General features: G+C 71.3%; 14 protein-coding genes and 2 riboswitches. Of the genes, 6 read left to right on the top strand and 8 right to left on the bottom strand.

What is annotated here, in order from left to right; all coding sequences use genetic code 11:
- Positions 1–16 precede the first annotated feature (16 nt).
- Positions 17–904, bottom strand: coding sequence for an MIP/aquaporin family protein (locus M2271_RS32545; RefSeq protein WP_280890994.1), 888 nt, complete (start codon positions 902–904; stop codon positions 17–19).
- A 142-nt stretch (positions 905–1,046) separates the two neighbouring features.
- On the opposite strand from M2271_RS32545, the gene M2271_RS32540 reads away from it, so the two are divergent.
- Entirely contained in the window at positions 1,047–1,322 is a 276-nt protein-coding gene (locus M2271_RS32540; RefSeq protein ID WP_348539207.1) for a zinc-binding dehydrogenase, read from the top strand.
- A gap of 148 nt (positions 1,323–1,470) precedes the next feature.
- On the opposite strand, the gene M2271_RS32535 is transcribed toward M2271_RS32540, so the two are convergent.
- The 6 genes from M2271_RS32535 to M2271_RS32510 all read right to left on the bottom strand — a co-directional run bounded on the left by M2271_RS32535 (position 1,471) and on the right by M2271_RS32510 (position 9,228).
- Positions 1,471–2,397: an ECF transporter S component gene (locus tag M2271_RS32535; protein WP_348539206.1), complete on the bottom strand. Its 927-nt coding sequence runs from the start codon at positions 2,395–2,397 to the stop codon at positions 1,471–1,473.
- Positions 2,398–2,489: 92 nt separating this feature from the next.
- Positions 2,490–4,361, bottom strand: coding sequence for an ABC transporter ATP-binding protein (locus M2271_RS32530; protein WP_280890991.1), 1,872 nt, complete (start codon positions 4,359–4,361; stop codon positions 2,490–2,492).
- Positions 4,358–5,635: an energy-coupling factor transporter transmembrane component T gene (locus tag M2271_RS32525; protein WP_280890990.1), complete on the bottom strand. Its 1,278-nt coding sequence runs from the start codon at positions 5,633–5,635 to the stop codon at positions 4,358–4,360. The genes M2271_RS32530 and M2271_RS32525 overlap by 4 nt, the downstream gene beginning before the upstream one ends.
- A complete protein-coding gene (locus M2271_RS32520; RefSeq protein ID WP_280890989.1) occupies positions 5,625–6,302 on the bottom strand; it encodes an SCO2322 family protein in 678 nt (225 codons plus the stop codon). Before M2271_RS32520 ends, M2271_RS32525 begins: the two co-directional genes overlap by 11 nt.
- Positions 6,299–7,582 (bottom strand): terpene cyclase/mutase family protein, encoded by a 1,284-nt coding sequence (locus M2271_RS32515; RefSeq protein ID WP_280890988.1) that lies wholly within the window; start codon positions 7,580–7,582, stop codon positions 6,299–6,301. The genes M2271_RS32520 and M2271_RS32515 overlap by 4 nt, the downstream gene beginning before the upstream one ends.
- Before the next feature lie 131 nt (positions 7,583–7,713).
- A riboswitch (cobalamin riboswitch) is annotated at positions 7,714–7,787 on the bottom strand.
- Positions 7,788–8,202: 415 nt separating this feature from the next.
- A complete protein-coding gene (locus M2271_RS32510) occupies positions 8,203–9,228 on the bottom strand; it encodes an MBL fold metallo-hydrolase (RefSeq protein WP_280890987.1) in 1,026 nt (341 codons plus the stop codon).
- A gap of 272 nt (positions 9,229–9,500) precedes the next feature.
- Here M2271_RS32510 and M2271_RS32505 point away from each other — a divergent pair, with 272 nt between their 5' ends.
- Positions 9,501–10,958, top strand: coding sequence for an aldehyde dehydrogenase (locus tag M2271_RS32505; RefSeq protein ID WP_280890986.1), 1,458 nt, complete (start codon positions 9,501–9,503; stop codon positions 10,956–10,958).
- Positions 10,959–10,962: 4 nt separating this feature from the next.
- Complete coding sequence (locus M2271_RS32500) at positions 10,963–11,196, top strand: ferredoxin (RefSeq protein ID WP_280890985.1); 234 nt, start codon at positions 10,963–10,965, stop codon at positions 11,194–11,196.
- Positions 11,197–11,301: 105 nt separating this feature from the next.
- A riboswitch (TPP riboswitch) is annotated at positions 11,302–11,477 on the top strand.
- A 36-nt stretch (positions 11,478–11,513) separates the two neighbouring features.
- On the opposite strand, the gene M2271_RS32495 is transcribed toward M2271_RS32500, so the two are convergent.
- Positions 11,514–12,134, bottom strand: coding sequence for a TetR family transcriptional regulator (locus M2271_RS32495; protein WP_280890984.1), 621 nt, complete (start codon positions 12,132–12,134; stop codon positions 11,514–11,516).
- A 200-nt stretch (positions 12,135–12,334) separates the two neighbouring features.
- Between M2271_RS32495 and M2271_RS32490 the strand changes: the two genes are divergently transcribed.
- From M2271_RS32490 to M2271_RS32480, 3 genes are read left to right on the top strand one after another with little or no spacing between them, the layout of a single operon-like run.
- Entirely contained in the window at positions 12,335–13,765 is a 1,431-nt protein-coding gene (locus tag M2271_RS32490) for a glycosyltransferase family 4 protein (protein ID WP_280890983.1), read from the top strand.
- On the top strand, positions 13,759–14,559 hold the full coding sequence (locus tag M2271_RS32485) for a class I SAM-dependent methyltransferase (RefSeq protein WP_280890982.1): 801 nt from the start codon (positions 13,759–13,761) through the stop codon (positions 14,557–14,559). The genes M2271_RS32490 and M2271_RS32485 overlap by 7 nt, the downstream gene beginning before the upstream one ends.
- The gene (locus tag M2271_RS32480) at positions 14,556–15,626 is read left to right on the top strand and encodes a prenyltransferase (protein WP_280890981.1); all 1,071 of its coding nucleotides are present in this window, start codon (positions 14,556–14,558) and stop codon (positions 15,624–15,626) included. The genes M2271_RS32485 and M2271_RS32480 overlap by 4 nt, the downstream gene beginning before the upstream one ends.
- The last annotated feature ends 44 nt before the right edge of the window (positions 15,627–15,670 follow it).

Genomic DNA, 15,670 nt, shown 5'->3' with positions numbered 1-15,670 from the left:
GAGCCTGCTCGGTGTTCTAGAGCTCTTCGGTGGCGGGACCTTCTTCGGCCTCTCCATGCCTGGCCTTGATCAGCGGACTGATGAACAGGTCGTACACGCCGACACCGGCCAGTCCGCCGATGAGCGGTCCGACAATCGGGATCCACCAGTAGCCGCTGAACCACTGGAACGTGCCGGGCAGAGCGATAGAGCCCCAGCCTTCGAAGTATGTGAACAATCGCGGGCCGAAGTCACGTGCCGGATTGATCGCGTACCCGGCGTTGGTGCCGAAGGTCAGGCCGATCGCGACGACCACCAGGCCGATGATGAACGGATGGAGATTGGCCATCGGAGCCGTATTGCGCGTGTCGATGAGTGCGCAGATCAACAGAAGGAGGATTCCGGTTCCCACGATCTGGTCGAGCAAGGGACCCCACCATGAATCTCCGAGATACTCGGCGGGGAACGTGGCGAAGATCGAGTACGTTGCCAACGATTTGTCTCGTGGGACACCCGACTTTGTGATGGCCGCGTCGATGGCCCACCTGTAGGTCGCGTAGACGAGCGCGGCGGCGACGAAGGCGCCCACCACCTGTGCCAGCCAGTAGGGCAGGACCTTCCGCCAGGGGAAAGCCCGTCGCGCCGCGAAGGCGAGTGTCACCGCAGGATTGAGGTGGGCGCCACTGACGCCTCCTGCCACGTATACGCCGAATACCACAGCGAGGCCCCAGCCCCAAGAGATGATGAGCCAGTTGGCGGGCCCGAACTCCACGGCTTGCCGACCTGATCCCGGCAGACCGACGACTGCGACAGCCACCGACCCGACACCCAGCAGAATCAGGACGAACGTGCCCAGGAACTCGGCAAGCATCTCGCCGCCGGTGCCTTCTCGATAACCGCGTCGGCGAACGGTGCGTTCAGCCATCGACCCTCCTCGATTGGAAAGCAATAGAACTGTCCATTCCTTACCCGAAACGTAGGTGAACGGAAGCATATTGAGGCGAACGTACCGGTGAATCAGCAGATTTCCCCGCTATGGAGTAATACGCAGAGCGAATTTCCTGGCAGTGGTGCAAGATGTGGCACCGGAAAGGCCGAGCTCGTCTGCCAAGGACGAAGCCGTGGAACGCCGAGCGGCGGCACGCGGGTTGCGGTTTGCGGTTTGCGGTTTGTGGGTCACGGCCGAGCCTTCCGCCGCGGTGCTGGAGCAGATCACCGAACGGATCGAGACCGGTCGGCTGAAGGTCACCGTGAAGGGCACCTACCCGCTCGCCGAGGCCGCCGCGGCCCACCGAGAGCTGGAGAAGAAGCGCACCAACGGGAAGATCGTCCTCGTGCCGTGACCCGGCCCGACAGGACCTACTCCCGTCCCGACGCCACCACGGCCAACACCCCCACCACCACCGCCGTCACCAGCAACGGAATCCCCAGCCCGTGGTGGACCACCAGCCACGCCCCGAGTGCCGCGCCGCGGCAGACTCCGCACGCTCCTCAACGGGTTTCATACGGTCTCCGGTCGCCGGGTGGACTGGACGGGCAGGGTGCACCCAAGTCCACCACGGGCTCGGGGGACGCAGCGGGCGCGTCGAAGGTGACCGGCGCTTCGAAGGCGGCCCGGCGGGTGGCGCGGCGCAGGGCCCGGAGGATCGCCGGGCCGGCCAGGACGGTCAGGACGACGGTGACCAGGGCCCGGCCCAGGTCCCAGCCCAGCGAGGTGGCCAGGCAGTACGCGAGGAAGCGGGCCAGGTTGGCAGGGACCGCGTCGTCCGGGTCGAAGGCGATGTTCGACGCGTTCGCCTGCATGAAGGGCCAGCCGGCCAGGTTCATCACCGTGCCGTAGGCGAACGCGGCCAGGAAGCCGTACCCGGCGAGGAGCGCGAGTTCGGCGCGGCCGCGCAGGCGGTCGGGGCCCGGCAGCAGGCCCGCACCCATCGCGAACCAGCCCATCGACAGCATCTGGAACGGCATCCACGGGCCCACCCCGCCCGTGAGCAGCGCCGACGCGAACATCGTCACCGAGCCCAGCACGAAGCCGAAGCCGGGGCCGAGGACGCGTCCGCTCAGCACCATCAGGAAGAACATCGGTTCGATACCGGCGGTACCCGCGCCGATCGGCCGCAGCGCCGCGCCCGTCGCCGCCAGCACGCCTAGCATCGCCACCGCCTTGGGACCGAGCCCCGACTCGGAGATCGTCGCAGCGACGACGGCGACCAGGAGGACCAGCAGTCCCGCGAACAGCCACGGGGCGTCCTGCGCGTGCGCGCTGACCTGTGAGGTCGGCGGGGCGAGGAACGGCCAGCAGAAGGCGACCGCACCGACCGCGCTGGCCAGGGCGAGGGCGAGGAGCGAGCGGGGCCCGAGGCGGACGGCGCGGGCCTGGCGGACGGTTCTCGCCGGCGCGGTCACTGGACCGGTCACTGGAGCCGTCATCCCATCGGTCACCGGAGCCGTCGTCGGAGCGGTCACTGGAGCCGTCGTCGGATCGGTCAAGGGATCAGTTTCCGGATCGGTCATGGGAGCGCCTTCCGCACCTGGGCCGCCGTGAGCCACTTCTGCGGCGCCAGGATCTTGGTGACCTGCGGGGCGAAGGACGGGGAGGCGACCACCACGTCCGCTGTCGGGCCGTCCGCGATCACCTCGCCGTCGGCCAGCAGGACCACTCGGTGTGCCAGTTCGGCGGCCAGTTCGACGTCGTGCGTGGCCAGCACGATCGCGTGTCCCTCGGCCGCCAGTCCCCGCAGCAGGTCCACCAGACGGGCCTTCGCCGCGTAGTCCAGGCCGCGGGTCGGCTCGTCGAGGAGCAGGAGGGGAGGGCGGGCCGTGAGCACCACGGCCAGCGCGAGTGCGAGCCGTTGTCCCTCGGAGAGGTCGCGCGGGTGGGTGTCGTCGGTGATGCCGGGGAGCAGCTCGGAGACCAGGGCCCGGCTACTGCCGGGCGTGGCGCCCGCGTCCCGGTCGGCCGCCACGCACTCGGCGGCGACCGTGTCGGCGTACAGCAGGTCCCGAGGCTCCTGCGGTACGAGACCCACCCGGCGTACGAGATCACGCGGGGCCGTGCGATGCGGTACGGCCCCGCCGACCCGCACGGATCCGGCGGCCGGTGCGACCAGCCCGACCAGCGCCGCGAGCAGCGTGGACTTTCCGGCACCGTTGCGGCCCATGAGCGCGATCGTCTCGCCGGGGGCGACTGTGAGGTCGATGTGGCGCAGGGCGTGGACGCGGTCCCGGCGGACGGCGAGGGAGCGGACTTCGGCGACCTGTGGGGGAGGCGGTGCGGTCGGGGGGCGCCTGCGCAGGCTCCAGCGGGAGGGGGCGGGGCGGACGGTCGGCTCGGTGGCGTCAGGTCGTGCGGCGGTCGGCTGTGTGGCGTGAGGCTGTGTGGCGTGAGGCTGTGTGGTGTCTGGCTGTGTGGTGTCTGGCTGTGTGGCGTCTGGCTGTGTGGCGTGAGGCTGTGTGGCGTCTGGCTGTGTGGCGTGAGGCCGTGTGGTGTCAGGCCGTGTGGCGTGAGGCCGTGTGGTGTCAGGTTGCGCGGCGTCGGGCTGCGTGCCGCGCTGCTCCGCCGCATCCCGCGCCAGCCGCTCCCGAAGCGGTGCCGCCCGACGTCGCGCGTCACGCACCGTCAGCGGCAGCGGGGTCCAGCCCGCGAGGCGGCCGAGGTCCACGACCGGTGGGTACACCGGCGATACGGCCATGATCTCGGCCGGGGTGCCGAGCACCGGCGCGGCTCCCGGCGCCGGGAGGAGGGCGACCTGGTCGGCGTACTGGATGACGCGTTCCAGTCGGTGCTCGGCCAGCAGGACCGTCGTACCGAGGTCGTGGACCAGCCGCTGGAGGACCGCGAGGACCTCTTCCGCCGCCGCCGGGTCGAGCGCGGACGTCGGCTCGTCGAGGACCAGGACCCGCGGGTGCGGGGTGAGGACCGAGCCGATCGCGACGCGCTGCTGCTGGCCGCCGGACAGGGTGGCGAGGGGCCGGTCACGCAGACCGGCGAGACCGAGCAGGTCGAGGGTTTCCTCGACGCGGCGGCGCATCACGTCCGGGGCGATGCCCAACGACTCCATGCCGTAGGCGAGTTCGTCCTCGACGGTGTCGGTGACGAAGTGGGAGAGCGGGTCCTGGCCGACGGTGCCGACCACGTCGGCGAGTTCACGAGGTTTGTGCGTACGGGTGTCCCGGCCGGCGACGGTGACACGGCCGCGCAGGGTGCCGCCGGTGAAGTGCGGCACGAGGCCGCTGACCGCGCCGAGGACCGTGGACTTGCCGACGCCGGACGGGCCGACGAGGAGCACGAGTTCCCCCTCCGGCACCTCGAAGTCCACGCCCTGAACGGCGGGTTGAGGAGCGCCGTCGTACGTCACGGAGACGTTCTCGAAGCGGATCACGACGTCTCCTGGGGGGCGAGGAAGGCGGGGAGGAGGCCGAGGAGGACGGCCGCCGCCGGCCACAGCGGGAGGGCGGGGGCGACGAGGGGGACCACACCGGGGTGCAGTGCCCCGGGGTCGTGGGCGGAGGCGAGGGTGAGCAGTGCGGCCACCGCCGCGCCGGAACCGGCGACCAGCCAGGCGCGTAGGTCCCAGCGGTCGGGGCGGTAACGGGTGCGCAGGGAGCGGCGGCTGCCGAGGTGCAGGCCGGCGAGGGCCGCGGCGAGTCCGGCCAGCAGCATGGGAAGGCCGTACCTGCCGCCTTCGGCGGTGAGCAGTCCGTACGTTCCCGCGCAGACACCGAGCAGTCCGCCGAGGGTGAGGGCGGCGGTCGTACGGCGGACGGGGGCGGGAACGTCGGCGGTACGGCCGTAGCCGCGGGCGTCCATCGCGGCGGCCAGGGAGACCGAGCGTTCCAAGGCGCCCTCCAGGACCGGGAGTCCCACCTGCAGCAGGCCGCGGACGCCGTGGTCGGGGCGGCCGCGCAGACGGCGGGCGGCACGCAGACGCTGGACGTCGGCGATGAGGTTCGGGGCGAAGGTGAGCGCGACGACCACGGCCACGCCCGTCTCGTACAGCGCGCCGGGGAGGGACTTGAGGAGGCGGGCCGGGTTCGCGAGGGCGTTCGCGGCGCCGACGCAGATCAGGAGTGTGGCGAGCTTCAGGCCGTCGTAGAGCGCGAACAGGAGGCCCTCTGTGGTGACCCTGCCGCCGAGGCGGATGCCCTGGGCCCAGTGAGGGAGGGGGACTTCGGGGAGGGTGACGAGGACATGGGTGCCGGGGATCGGGGAGCCGAGGACGACGGCGAAGAGGAGGCGGATCACGATCACGGCCAGGGCGAGTTCGGCGAAGGCCGAGTAGGACTGGGCGGTGGGGGTCCGGGGACGGCGGGCGGCCACGACGTAGGCGGAGGTGGCGATGAGGAGCGCGAGGAGGAGGGGGTTGGTCGTACGGGTGGCCGCGGTGCCGAGGGAGAGGGACCAGAGCCACCAGGCCCCCGGGTGCAGGGACGTTCCCCTTCGCTGCTGCCGGGGGGCGGGTTCGCCGGCTTGCGCTGACGGGGCGTCGCTTTCAATGGGCCGGGTTTCGGTGCGCCGGGGTTCTCTGCGCCAGGTTTTGCTGGGCAGGGTTTCGCCGGGCGGGATTTCTCGTAGCTCACCACGACGTGAATCGGCCGCTGTCTGCTTGATACGGCTGTTATCGCTGTTATCGCTGTTATCGCTGTTACGACGCATCCCTGCGCCGCCTTGCCTGCCACACCGCCGCCGCACCCAGCGCCGCCACGGCCGCCACCCCCGCCCACAGGCCCACCGACGGGCCCCCGCCCTCGCCGCCCTTGTCCGTCGGCTCCGTCGGCTCCGTCGGGTTTGTCGGCGTACTTGGTGTCTTCCCCGACGTCACCTGCTCCCCGCACCCCTTCTCCGGGTAACCCGCGATCGCGCACAGGAGGGCGTTGGTGTTGTAGCGGAGGGGTTCGGCGACCGAGGCGAGGGCATCGGCCGCCGTCGCGTCGAGGGAGAGCTGGGCGCACGCCGTACGGAGCGCCGGGGGTGTCTCGCCGGGCGGGGCGTCCGAGGCCGTGCCGAAGTCGATGACCAGGGCGACCCGTTTACGGGCCGCCTTCGCGGGAGTGTCCGCGCAGATCGTCGTGAAGTCCGCCGTACCGCGCGGCCGGGTCGCGTCGCCGGAGTCCTCGCTGACCGCGAAACGGAAGCCCTGGACGTCGCCGTCGACGGGGCGGGCGGTCGAGGGGCCCTGGGTGGCGTAGGCCCACCGGTTGCCGTCGCGGTCCCAGAAGGACCAGTAGCGGTACCCGGCGGCCTGTGCCTGGCCGATGGTCATGGTTCCTGTCAGGAGGACCAGGAAGGTCACGAGCAGCGTGGCGGCACGGCGGCGGGTCACGGCCGCCGCCTCTTGTTGCGGCCGCTGAGCAGGAAACCGATACCGGCCCCGGCGGCAAGGCCCGCGGCGACCATCCACCAGACGTTGCCGGAGCCGCCCGAGTCCGAGGCCGAGGCCGAGTCCGAGTCCGAGCCGTCGGTGGACTCGGCCGTCGCCGCCAGCGGAGCCGGTCCCGTCGCGTTCAGTTGCGTCACCAGGTCCGTGCCGCCGAAGTCACGCGGATCCGTGCCCGTGGCGTGCGCGGCGAAGATCAGCTGGGCGTAGGCGGCGGGCCCGCTCTGCTTCGCCCAGGCGGCGGAGTTCTTCTCCAGCCACGTCAGCGGTCCGGCGGCCCGCCCGGCACCGCCCTGCGCGGCGAGCGCCACGACCGCGTCGGCGGTGTTGCCGTAGTCGGGCAGGTCGGTGGCGCCGGGGAGGGCGGACTTCAGGTGACCGTCCTTGGCGAGCGCCTTGGTGAGGTAGGCGACACCGTTGGCGGCGGCCTGCTGAGGACTCCGGCCCTCACCGCAACCCGCCACCGCGCCCGGCTCGCCCAACTGGCCTTGCTTGCCCGCCTGGCCCTGCTTGCTCGCTGCGCCCTGCTTGCCCGCTGTGGCCGCCAGCCCCTTGCCGAGCGCCCCGACCACACCCGCTGCCGTGGCGTCCGCGTTGGCGGCCAGGCTGTTCTTCTTGTCCGGCTGGAACGCGAACGCGCCCGCACCGTCGCCGTCGCACCGCAGGGCGAGCTTCACCAGGGCGTCGTACGGCGTCCGGTCACCCTTGCGCACATCCTGCGCCTTCTCTCCTACGGCGGTCAGCGCGCCGATGACCACGGACGTCGAGTTGGTGTCGCTGGCGCCGCCGGGCGTGTAACCCCAGCCGCCGTCCGTGTTCTGCACGGACTTCAGCCAGGCGACGGCCTTGCCGGTGGCGGCGTGGTGACCGCCGAGCGCGGCGAGGGCCTGGACGGCGGCGGCCGTGTTGTTGGTGTCCACCATCAGCTTGGCGTCGCACGCCTTGGCGGTGTCGGCGCGGTAGGGGGCGAACGCCCCGTCGGCGCACTGCTGTCCGGTCAGCCAGTCCACGGCCTTCGCGGCGGGCTTCACCCCCACGGTGTGCTGGGCGAGCAGGGCGAGGGACTGGCGCCAGACACCGTCGTACGTCGGGTCCGTACTGCCGTAGAGCTCGGACGGAAGCACGGGAGACGGGGACGGGCCGGCGGCGACGGAGGCGGGCGCGGAGGCGGCGCCGATCACGGCGGTGGCGGCGGCCAGGACCGCGGTGCTGCGGCGGACGTTCATGATCGGCGGGTGCCTCTCCCTGCGGGGAGCCGGGCAGCACGGGACACCCCCGGCGGCTCGGCTCCGTATCCCTCGACGGTGCCGCACACCGGCCGGTTGCCGGTGCGCGTGAGCCGGTCACGTCCCGTGCGGGGCAATCCGGCTCGCCGTCCGCGACGGACGGCTCACGGTTGCGGGTCAGCGCCGGATTCGCACCGGCTTCCCCCCGTACGGGCGTGATGACGACCTTGCCACTCTACCGGGCCGTAGCAAGCGCCCTGAGGGCCGCCTGTCCGCCTGTGAGCGGGCGATACGTCCCGCACATGCGGCCGAGTCAGCTACCCACAGTGTCCGCAGGGTTGGTCCCGTGCCTGTGTGGTCACCCGGCCAGAGGGTGTCACCGTTCTTCCTGCGCGGGGTCGATTCCGGGCTCCCGGCTCCTGGTCCTGGGCGTCACAGCCACCGCTTGGCTGCCTCGACGCTGTCGCCGCCGCTGGTGTTGAACGCGATCGCGGCGTCTGGTGCATGCGGAAGGCATGCCCTGCATGACGATCAGCCGACAACACCGGTTCCCGCCGCACGCAGTCCATCAGGTCCACGGAACCGTTGGTATCAGTGGTGAGGCATCCGGCGCGACCGTTTTACACGGCCATGTACGTCACCGGCTCGCTCCCCGCCACCGCCTCCGCGCGTCCCAGTTTCACCAGTCGCCGCAGATGCGCCTCGGCCTCCGAGACGGCGATGTTGCGGGAGCCGTACGGGATCTGCTCCCAGGGACGGTTCCACTCCATGCGCTCGGCGAGCTGCCACGGCGTGAGGGGGTCGGCAAGGAGGGAGAGGAGGCCGGTGAGCCGGTCCTCGTGGTGGGTGAGCAACTCCCGTACGCGGGAGGCCGCGTCGGTGAACGCGTGCTGGTGGGCCGGGAGGACCTCGGCGGGGGCGAGGCGGCCGACGCGTTCCAGGGAGTCGAGGTAGTCGCCGAGGGGGTCGGTGACGGTGGCGTCGTCGGGGTCCTCGTACAGGCCGATGTGCGGGGTGATCCCGGGGAGCAGGTGGTCGCCGGAGAACAGGCGGCCGTGGCCCGGGAGGCGGGCCGGGTGCTCCTCCTCCAGGTGCAGGCAGACATGGCCGGGGGTGTGGCCCGGCGTCCAGATCGCGCGCAGTCGGCGGCCGGGGAGGGTGAGGAGTTCGCCCGGGACGATCTCCCGGTCGGGCAGGGCGGGCGCCAGACCGGGCACGGAGCGGGGGAGGCCGGTGCGCAGGGGCGCCAGGTGTTCCTCGGGGGCGCCGGCCGCCTCCAGTTTGGCGCTCATGTAGGTGAGCCAGCGGTCGGGGTTCGTCGAGCGGGCCCGCCGCACGATCGCGCCGTCCGCCGCGTGCATCGCGATCCACGCGCCGGACGCCTCCCGGACCGCGCCCGACAGGCCGTGGTGGTCGGGGTGGTGGTGGGTGATCACCACGCCGTGGATCTCGCCGGGGGAGGTGCCGCAGGCGGCCAGTCCGTCCGCGAGGGCGTCCCAGGAGGCAGGGTCGTCCCAGCCGGTGTCGACGAGGACCGGTCCGCGGTCGGTGTCGACGACGTACACCAGGGTGTGGCCGAGGGGGTTGTCCGGGATGGGGACCCGGAGGGAGCGGACGCCGCCGCCGTGGTCGTGCACCTGCGTCATGGGCTCCCCAATCGCCGCGTGATCGCCGTCGTCCGGCCACGCGAGGCCGAGTATAACTAGAACGCGTTTCGATGGGAGCCCGGGACGACCTTCTCCTTCCGGGGTGATCTTCTCGCCCCTGTCCCGCCCGTGGACTCCCCTGTCCCGCCCGTGGACTCCCCTGTCCCGCCCGTGGACTCCTCGTCCCGCCCGTGGACTCCTCCGAGTGGAACTGGTATCAGTTCACTATCTGACGAACCGTCAGAGACAGTCGCTCCGGGAAGGCGGTCGCCATGGCCGAGCTCGTGGAACACGGACAGCTGTTCATCGGCGGGGAGTTGACCGACCCGCTGGGCGCGGAGGTCATCGAGGTGGTCTCGCCACACACCGAAGAGGTCATCGGACGCGTGCCGCACTCCTCGACGGCCGACGTGGACCGGGCCGTCGCCGTCGCGCGCGCCGCCTTCGAGGAGGGACCCTGGCCGCGGATGTCGCTCGACGAGCGGATCGAGGTGGTCACCCGGATCAAGGACGCGATCGCCGTACGGCACGAGGAGATCGCCCGGGTGATCTCCTCCGAGAACGGGTCGCCGTACTCCTGGAGCGTCCTCGCCCAGGCGCTCGGCGCGATGATGGTCTGGGACTCCGCGATCACGGTCGCCCGGAACTTCACGTACGAGGAGACACGCGCCGGAGCGCTCGGGAGGATCCTCGTGCGGCGCGAGCCGGTCGGGGTCGTCGCGGCCGTCGTCCCCTGGAACGTCCCCCAGTTCGTCGCCGCCGCCAAGCTCGCACCCGCGCTGCTCACCGGCTGCACGGTGGTGCTCAAGCCGTCGCCGGAATCGCCGCTGGACGCCTACATCCTGGCCGACATCACGCGCGAGGCCGGTCTGCCGGAGGGGGTGCTCTCCATCCTCCCGGCCGACCGTGCGGTGAGCGAGTACCTGGTCGGGCATCCGGGCGTGGACAAGGTCTCCTTCACCGGCTCGGTCGCGGCCGGGAAACGCGTGATGGAGGTCGCCTCCCGCCATCTGACGCGGGTGACCCTGGAGCTGGGCGGCAAGTCGGCGGCGGTGGTGCTGCCGGACGCGGACGTGGAGACGGCGGTCGCGGGGATCGTCCCGGCGGCCTGGATGAACAACGGGCAGGCGTGCGTGGCCCAGACCCGCATCCTGGTGCCGCGTTCGCGCTACGAGGAGTTCGCCGAGGCCTTCGCGGCGGCGGCCGGCGCGCTGGTGGTCGGCGATCCGCTGGACCCGGCGACGCAGGTGGGCCCGCTGGTGGCCGAGCGCCAGCAGCGGCGCAACCTCGACTACATCCGCATCGGCCAGGAAGAGGGCGCGAAGATCCTCACCGGCGGCGGGCGACCGCCGGGCCTGGACCGGGGCTGGTACGTCGAGCCGACACTCTTCGGTGACGTCGACAACTCGATGCGGATCGCCCGCGAGGAGATCTTCGGCCCGGTGATCTGTCTGCTGCCCTACGGCGACGAGTCCGAGGCGGTGAGGATCGCCAACGACTCCGACTACGGCCTCAGCGGCAGCGTGTGGACCGCGGACGTCGAGCGGGGCATCGAGGTGGCGAGGCGGGTGCGCACCGGAACCTACTCGGTGAACACCTTCAGCCTCGACATGCTCGGCCCGTTCGGCGGCTACAAGAGCTCCGGGCTGGGGCGCGAGTTCGGTCCCGAGGGCTACGGCGAGTACCTGGAGCACAAGATGATCCACCTGCCGGCGGGCTGGGAGGGCTGAGCGGATGGGCGACCGCTGGCGGATCGAGGTCGACCGCTCCCTGTGCATCGGCTCCGCGAGCTGCGTGCACCACGCTCCCGACGGCTTCCACCTCGACACGGCCCGCCAGTCCCACCCCGCCGAGCCGGAGGCCGACGCCAACGAGAAGGTCCTCGCGGCGGCGGAGGCCTGCCCGGTGGAGGCCATCATGATCACGCTGCTGGGGAGCGGGGAGCCGGTGTTCCCGCCGGAGGAGTAGGGGACCCCTTGTGGGCCTTCCCTGAGGGCGGAAAATCATGGTGGAAAATCATGGTTCAGGGGGGTTCCTCCCCCACGTAAACGTACTATCGTGGGAAGTGGCCTACGGGACGAGTGAGGGAGTTCGACCGGAGTAGCCGACTGTGGCGAGACGCTCAGGCATCCGCCGCGGCCGACGTCGACGGTCGGGCTGAGAGGCTGGACGGCAGCAGTCGGGCCAGAAGGCGACCCCCAGTACCTGATCCGGGCAATACCGGCGAAGGGAACCCGTCTCGTAGGTTCTTCGCGCGCCCGGAGAGCAGTGCTCCTGCGGCGTGGCTAACCCTCGCGCCCCGGGTCCGTCAGGTCGATCAGACGGCACACCGTTTCGATGTCGATCTTCACCTGGGCGATGGAGGCGCGGCCGGAGAGCCAGGTGATCAGCGCCGAGTGCCAGGTGTGCTCGATGACGCGGACCGCCGAGAGCTGGTCCGGGGTCGGGTTCTCCAGGCCCATCGCGTCCAGGATGATCGCCGTGGTCTGACGGGAGACCTGGTCCACCTCGGGGCTGACGCTCCGGTCGGCGAACGTGAGCGCGCGGACCATCGCGTCGGCCAGATGCGGTTCGCGCTGCAACGCGCGGAACGCCCGCATCAGGGTCTCCGCCACCCGCTGGGCCGGCACCTCGCCCGTCGGCGGCTTCTTCCGCAGCGTGCCGTGCATGTGCTCCAACTGGTCCTGCATCGTGGCGACCAGCAGATGCACCTTGGACGGGAAGTAGCGGTACAGCGTGCCGAGCGCCACCTGAGAGGACTCCGCGACCTCACGCATCTGCACCGCGTCGAAGCCGCCCCGGCTCGCCAACTGCGCGCTCGCGTGCAGGATTCGGCGGCGGCGCGCCTCCTGACGCTCGGTGAGGGGCGAGGACAGCGCCTTGTTCGCCTTGACTTCCGTAGGCATGGGTCCCGTTCCGTGACAGTCGGTGATCACACAGCATGGCAGGCGCGGCCCGTCGTGGCGTGAATCACCTGATCCACTGCTCACACTGCCCCTACCTGCCGGTAGATTCGGAGCCGACTTAACGATCAAGTCTGAAACTTGTTCTAGATTAGCGTCCCGTCGTAGTCTCGCGGGACAGTGCAGGCAGAAGGGGGCCAGGAGTGACCGCTGAGGCCAGTCAGGCGGGGTCCCGACCCGACCTCGCTGCGGACGGCGAGCGACCGCTCAACATCGCACTTCTCACCTACAAGGGGAACCCGTTCTGCGGGGGGCAGGGTGTCTACGTACGGCACCTCTCGCGTGAACTCGCCCGCCTCGGCCACCGCGTCGAGGTCATCGGCTCCCAGCCCTACCCCGTCCTCGACGAGGGCCACGACGACCGCCTGACCCTCACCGAGCTGCCGAGCCTCGACCTCTACCGGCAGCCGGACCCCTTCCGCACCCCCGGGCGCGGCGAGTACCGCGACTGGATCGACGCGCTGGAAGTGGCGACGATGTGGACCGGCGGTTTTCCCGAGCCGCTCACCTTCTCCCTCCGTGCCCGCCGCCATCTGCGCGCCCGGCGCGGCGAGTTCGACGTCGTCCACGACAACCAGACGCTCGGATACGGCCTGTTGGGCGACGTCGGAGCCCCGCTCGTCACCACCATCCACCACCCCATCACCGTGGACCGGCAGTTGGAGCTGGACGCGGCGGAGGGGCTGCGGCGCTCGTACTCCATACGCCGCTGGTACGCCTTCACCCGCATGCAGAAGCGCGTCGCCCGCCGCCTGCCGTCCGTGCTCACCGTCTCCGGCACCTCCCGCCAGGAGATCGTCCACCACCTCGGCGTACGCGGGGAACGCATCCACGTCGTCCACATAGGCGCCGACACCGACCTCTTCTCGCCCGACCCCTCGGTGCCGGTCGTGCCGGGCCGGATCGTGACGACGTCCAGCGCGGACGTACCGCTCAAGGGCCTGGTCTTCCTCGTCGAGGCACTCGCCAAGGTGCGTACCGAGCGGCCCGACGCCCACCTGGTCGTCGTCGGCAAGCGGCCCACCGCGGGGCCGGTCGCCCAGGCCGTCGAGCGGTACGGCCTCGAAGGCGCCGTCGACTTCGTCAAGGGCATCTCGGACGCCGAACTGGTCGACCTGGTGCGCTCGGCACAGGTCGCGTGCGTGCCGTCGCTGTACGAGGGCTTCTCCCTGCCGGCCGCGGAGGCCATGGCGACGGGCACCCCGCTGCTCGCCACGACCGGCGGCGCGATCCCCGAAGTCGCGGGCCCGGACGGGGAGACGTGCCTGGCGGTCCCCCCGGGCGACCCCGGAGCCCTGGCCGCCGGCCTGAGCCGACTGCTCGCCGACCCGGAGCTGCGCGCCCGACTCGGCGCGGCGGGCCGGGAACGGGTCCTGGCCCGCTTCACCTGGGCGAAGGCCGCCGAGGGAACGGTGGCCCGGTACCGCGAGGCCATGACCCGCTCCGCGGACACAGCCGTAAGCCGCTCCGCGCCCCGCCCTCCCGACCGCTCCGCGGCCCAGCCTCCCGACCGCTCGGCGGCCGCGGAAGGTGCTGACGTTGTATCCGATCGCGAAAGCAGGGCTACGTGCTGACCGTCGACTTCTCCCGGTTCCCGCTCGCCCCGGGTGACCGTGTCCTGGACCTCGGCTGCGGTGCCGGCAGGCACGCGTTCGAGTGCTATCGACGGGGTGCCCGGGTCGTGGCCCTCGACCAGAACGCCGAGGAGATCCGCGAGGTCGCGAAGTGGTTCGCGGCCATGCAGGAGGCGGGAGAGGCCCCCGAGGGCGCGACCGCCACGGCGATGGAGGGGGACGCCCTGGCGCTCCCCTTCCCGGACGAGTCCTTCGACGTCGTCATCATCTCCGAGGTGATGGAGCACATCCCGGACGACAAGGGCGTACTCGCCGAGATGGTACGGGTGTTGAAGCCGGGCGGCCGGATCGCGATCACCGTCCCGCGCCACGGCCCCGAGAAGGTCTGCTGGACGCTGTCCGACGCCTACCACGAGGTCGAGGGCGGCCACATCCGCATCTACAAGGCGGACGAGTTGCTGGCGAAGATCCGCGAGGCCGGCCTCAAGCCGTACGGCACGCACCACGCGCACGCGCTGCACTCCCCGTACTGGTGGCTCAAGTGCGCGTTCGGCGTGGACAACGACAAGGCGCTGCCGGTGCGGGCGTACCACAAGCTGCTGGTCTGGGACATCATGAAGAAACCGCTGGCCACCCGGGTCGCCGAACAGGCGCTGAACCCGCTGATGGGCAAGAGCTTCGTGGCGTACGCGACCAAGCCGCACCTGCCGCGTCTTTCCGGGACCGCGACGACCAAGACCCAACCCCATCCCCAGTCCCAGACCAAAAACGAAGCCGAGGCGGCCGCCAAGTGACCACCCCCCGGACAGAACACCTCGTCCTGCCCGGGGTCCTCACCGCCGAGCAGGCTGCCGCCACCGTCGCCGGGCTGCTGGACGTGCAGCGGGAGGACGGGGCGATCCCGTGGTTCCGCGGGCACCACCTCGACCCGTGGGACCACACCGAGACGGCGATGGCGCTGGACGCGGCCGGGGAGCACGAGGCTGCCGAGCGGGCGTACAACTGGCTGGCGCGGCACCAGAACGAGGACGGCTCCTGGTACGCGGCCTACGCCGACGGGAACTTCACGGACGTCACCGACCGGGGCCGGGAGACGAACTTCGTCGCCTACATAGCCGTCGGCGTGTGGCACCACTACCTCTCCACCGGCGACGACACGTTTCTCGACCGGATGTGGCCGACCGTCTACGCGGCGATCGAGTGCGTGCTGCAGCTTCAGCAACCCGGCGGGCAGATCGGCTGGAAGCGGGAGGACGACGGGACGCCCGTCACGGACGCGCTGCTGACCGGTTCCTCCTCGATCCACCACGCGCTGTGCTGCGCCCTCGCGATCGCCGAGCAGCGTGAAGAGCCGCAGCCCGACTGGGAGTTGGCGGTCGGAGCGCTGCGGCACGCGATCCGCCGGCACCCGGAGCGGTTCCTCGACAAGGACCGCTACTCGATGGACTGGTACTACCCGGTGCTCGGCGGCGCGCTGACCGACGCCGAGGGCAAGTCCCGTATCGAGGAGGGCTGGAACCGTTTCGTGGTGCCGGGGCTCGGCGTGCGCTGTGTCGTACCCAACCCGTGGGTCACGGGCGGGGAGTCCGCCGAACTCGCCCTCGCGCTGTGGGCGATGGGCGAGTCCGACCGGGCGCTGGAGATCCTGCAGTGGATCCAGCGCCTGCGTGACGCGGAGTCCGGCCTGTACTGGACGGGCTACGTCTTCGACGACGAAGCCGTCTGGCCACAGGAGCTGACCACCTGGACGGCCGGCTCCCTGCTCCTCGCCGTCGCCGCGCTGGGCGGCGACGAGGCGACCTGCCGAGTGTTCGGCGGCCACCACCTGCCGAAGGGTCTCGACCCGGACTGCTGCGCCTGAACACGTCGGCGAGCACCCTCAGACCCCCGGATCACGGGACCAGT

Source organism: Streptomyces sp. LBL, from assembly GCF_029893585.1.
Classification (GTDB): domain Bacteria; phylum Actinomycetota; class Actinomycetes; order Streptomycetales; family Streptomycetaceae; genus Streptomyces.
The sequence above is the reverse complement of the archived record's forward strand: the minus strand, read 5'-3'. Positions and strand labels throughout refer to the sequence as shown.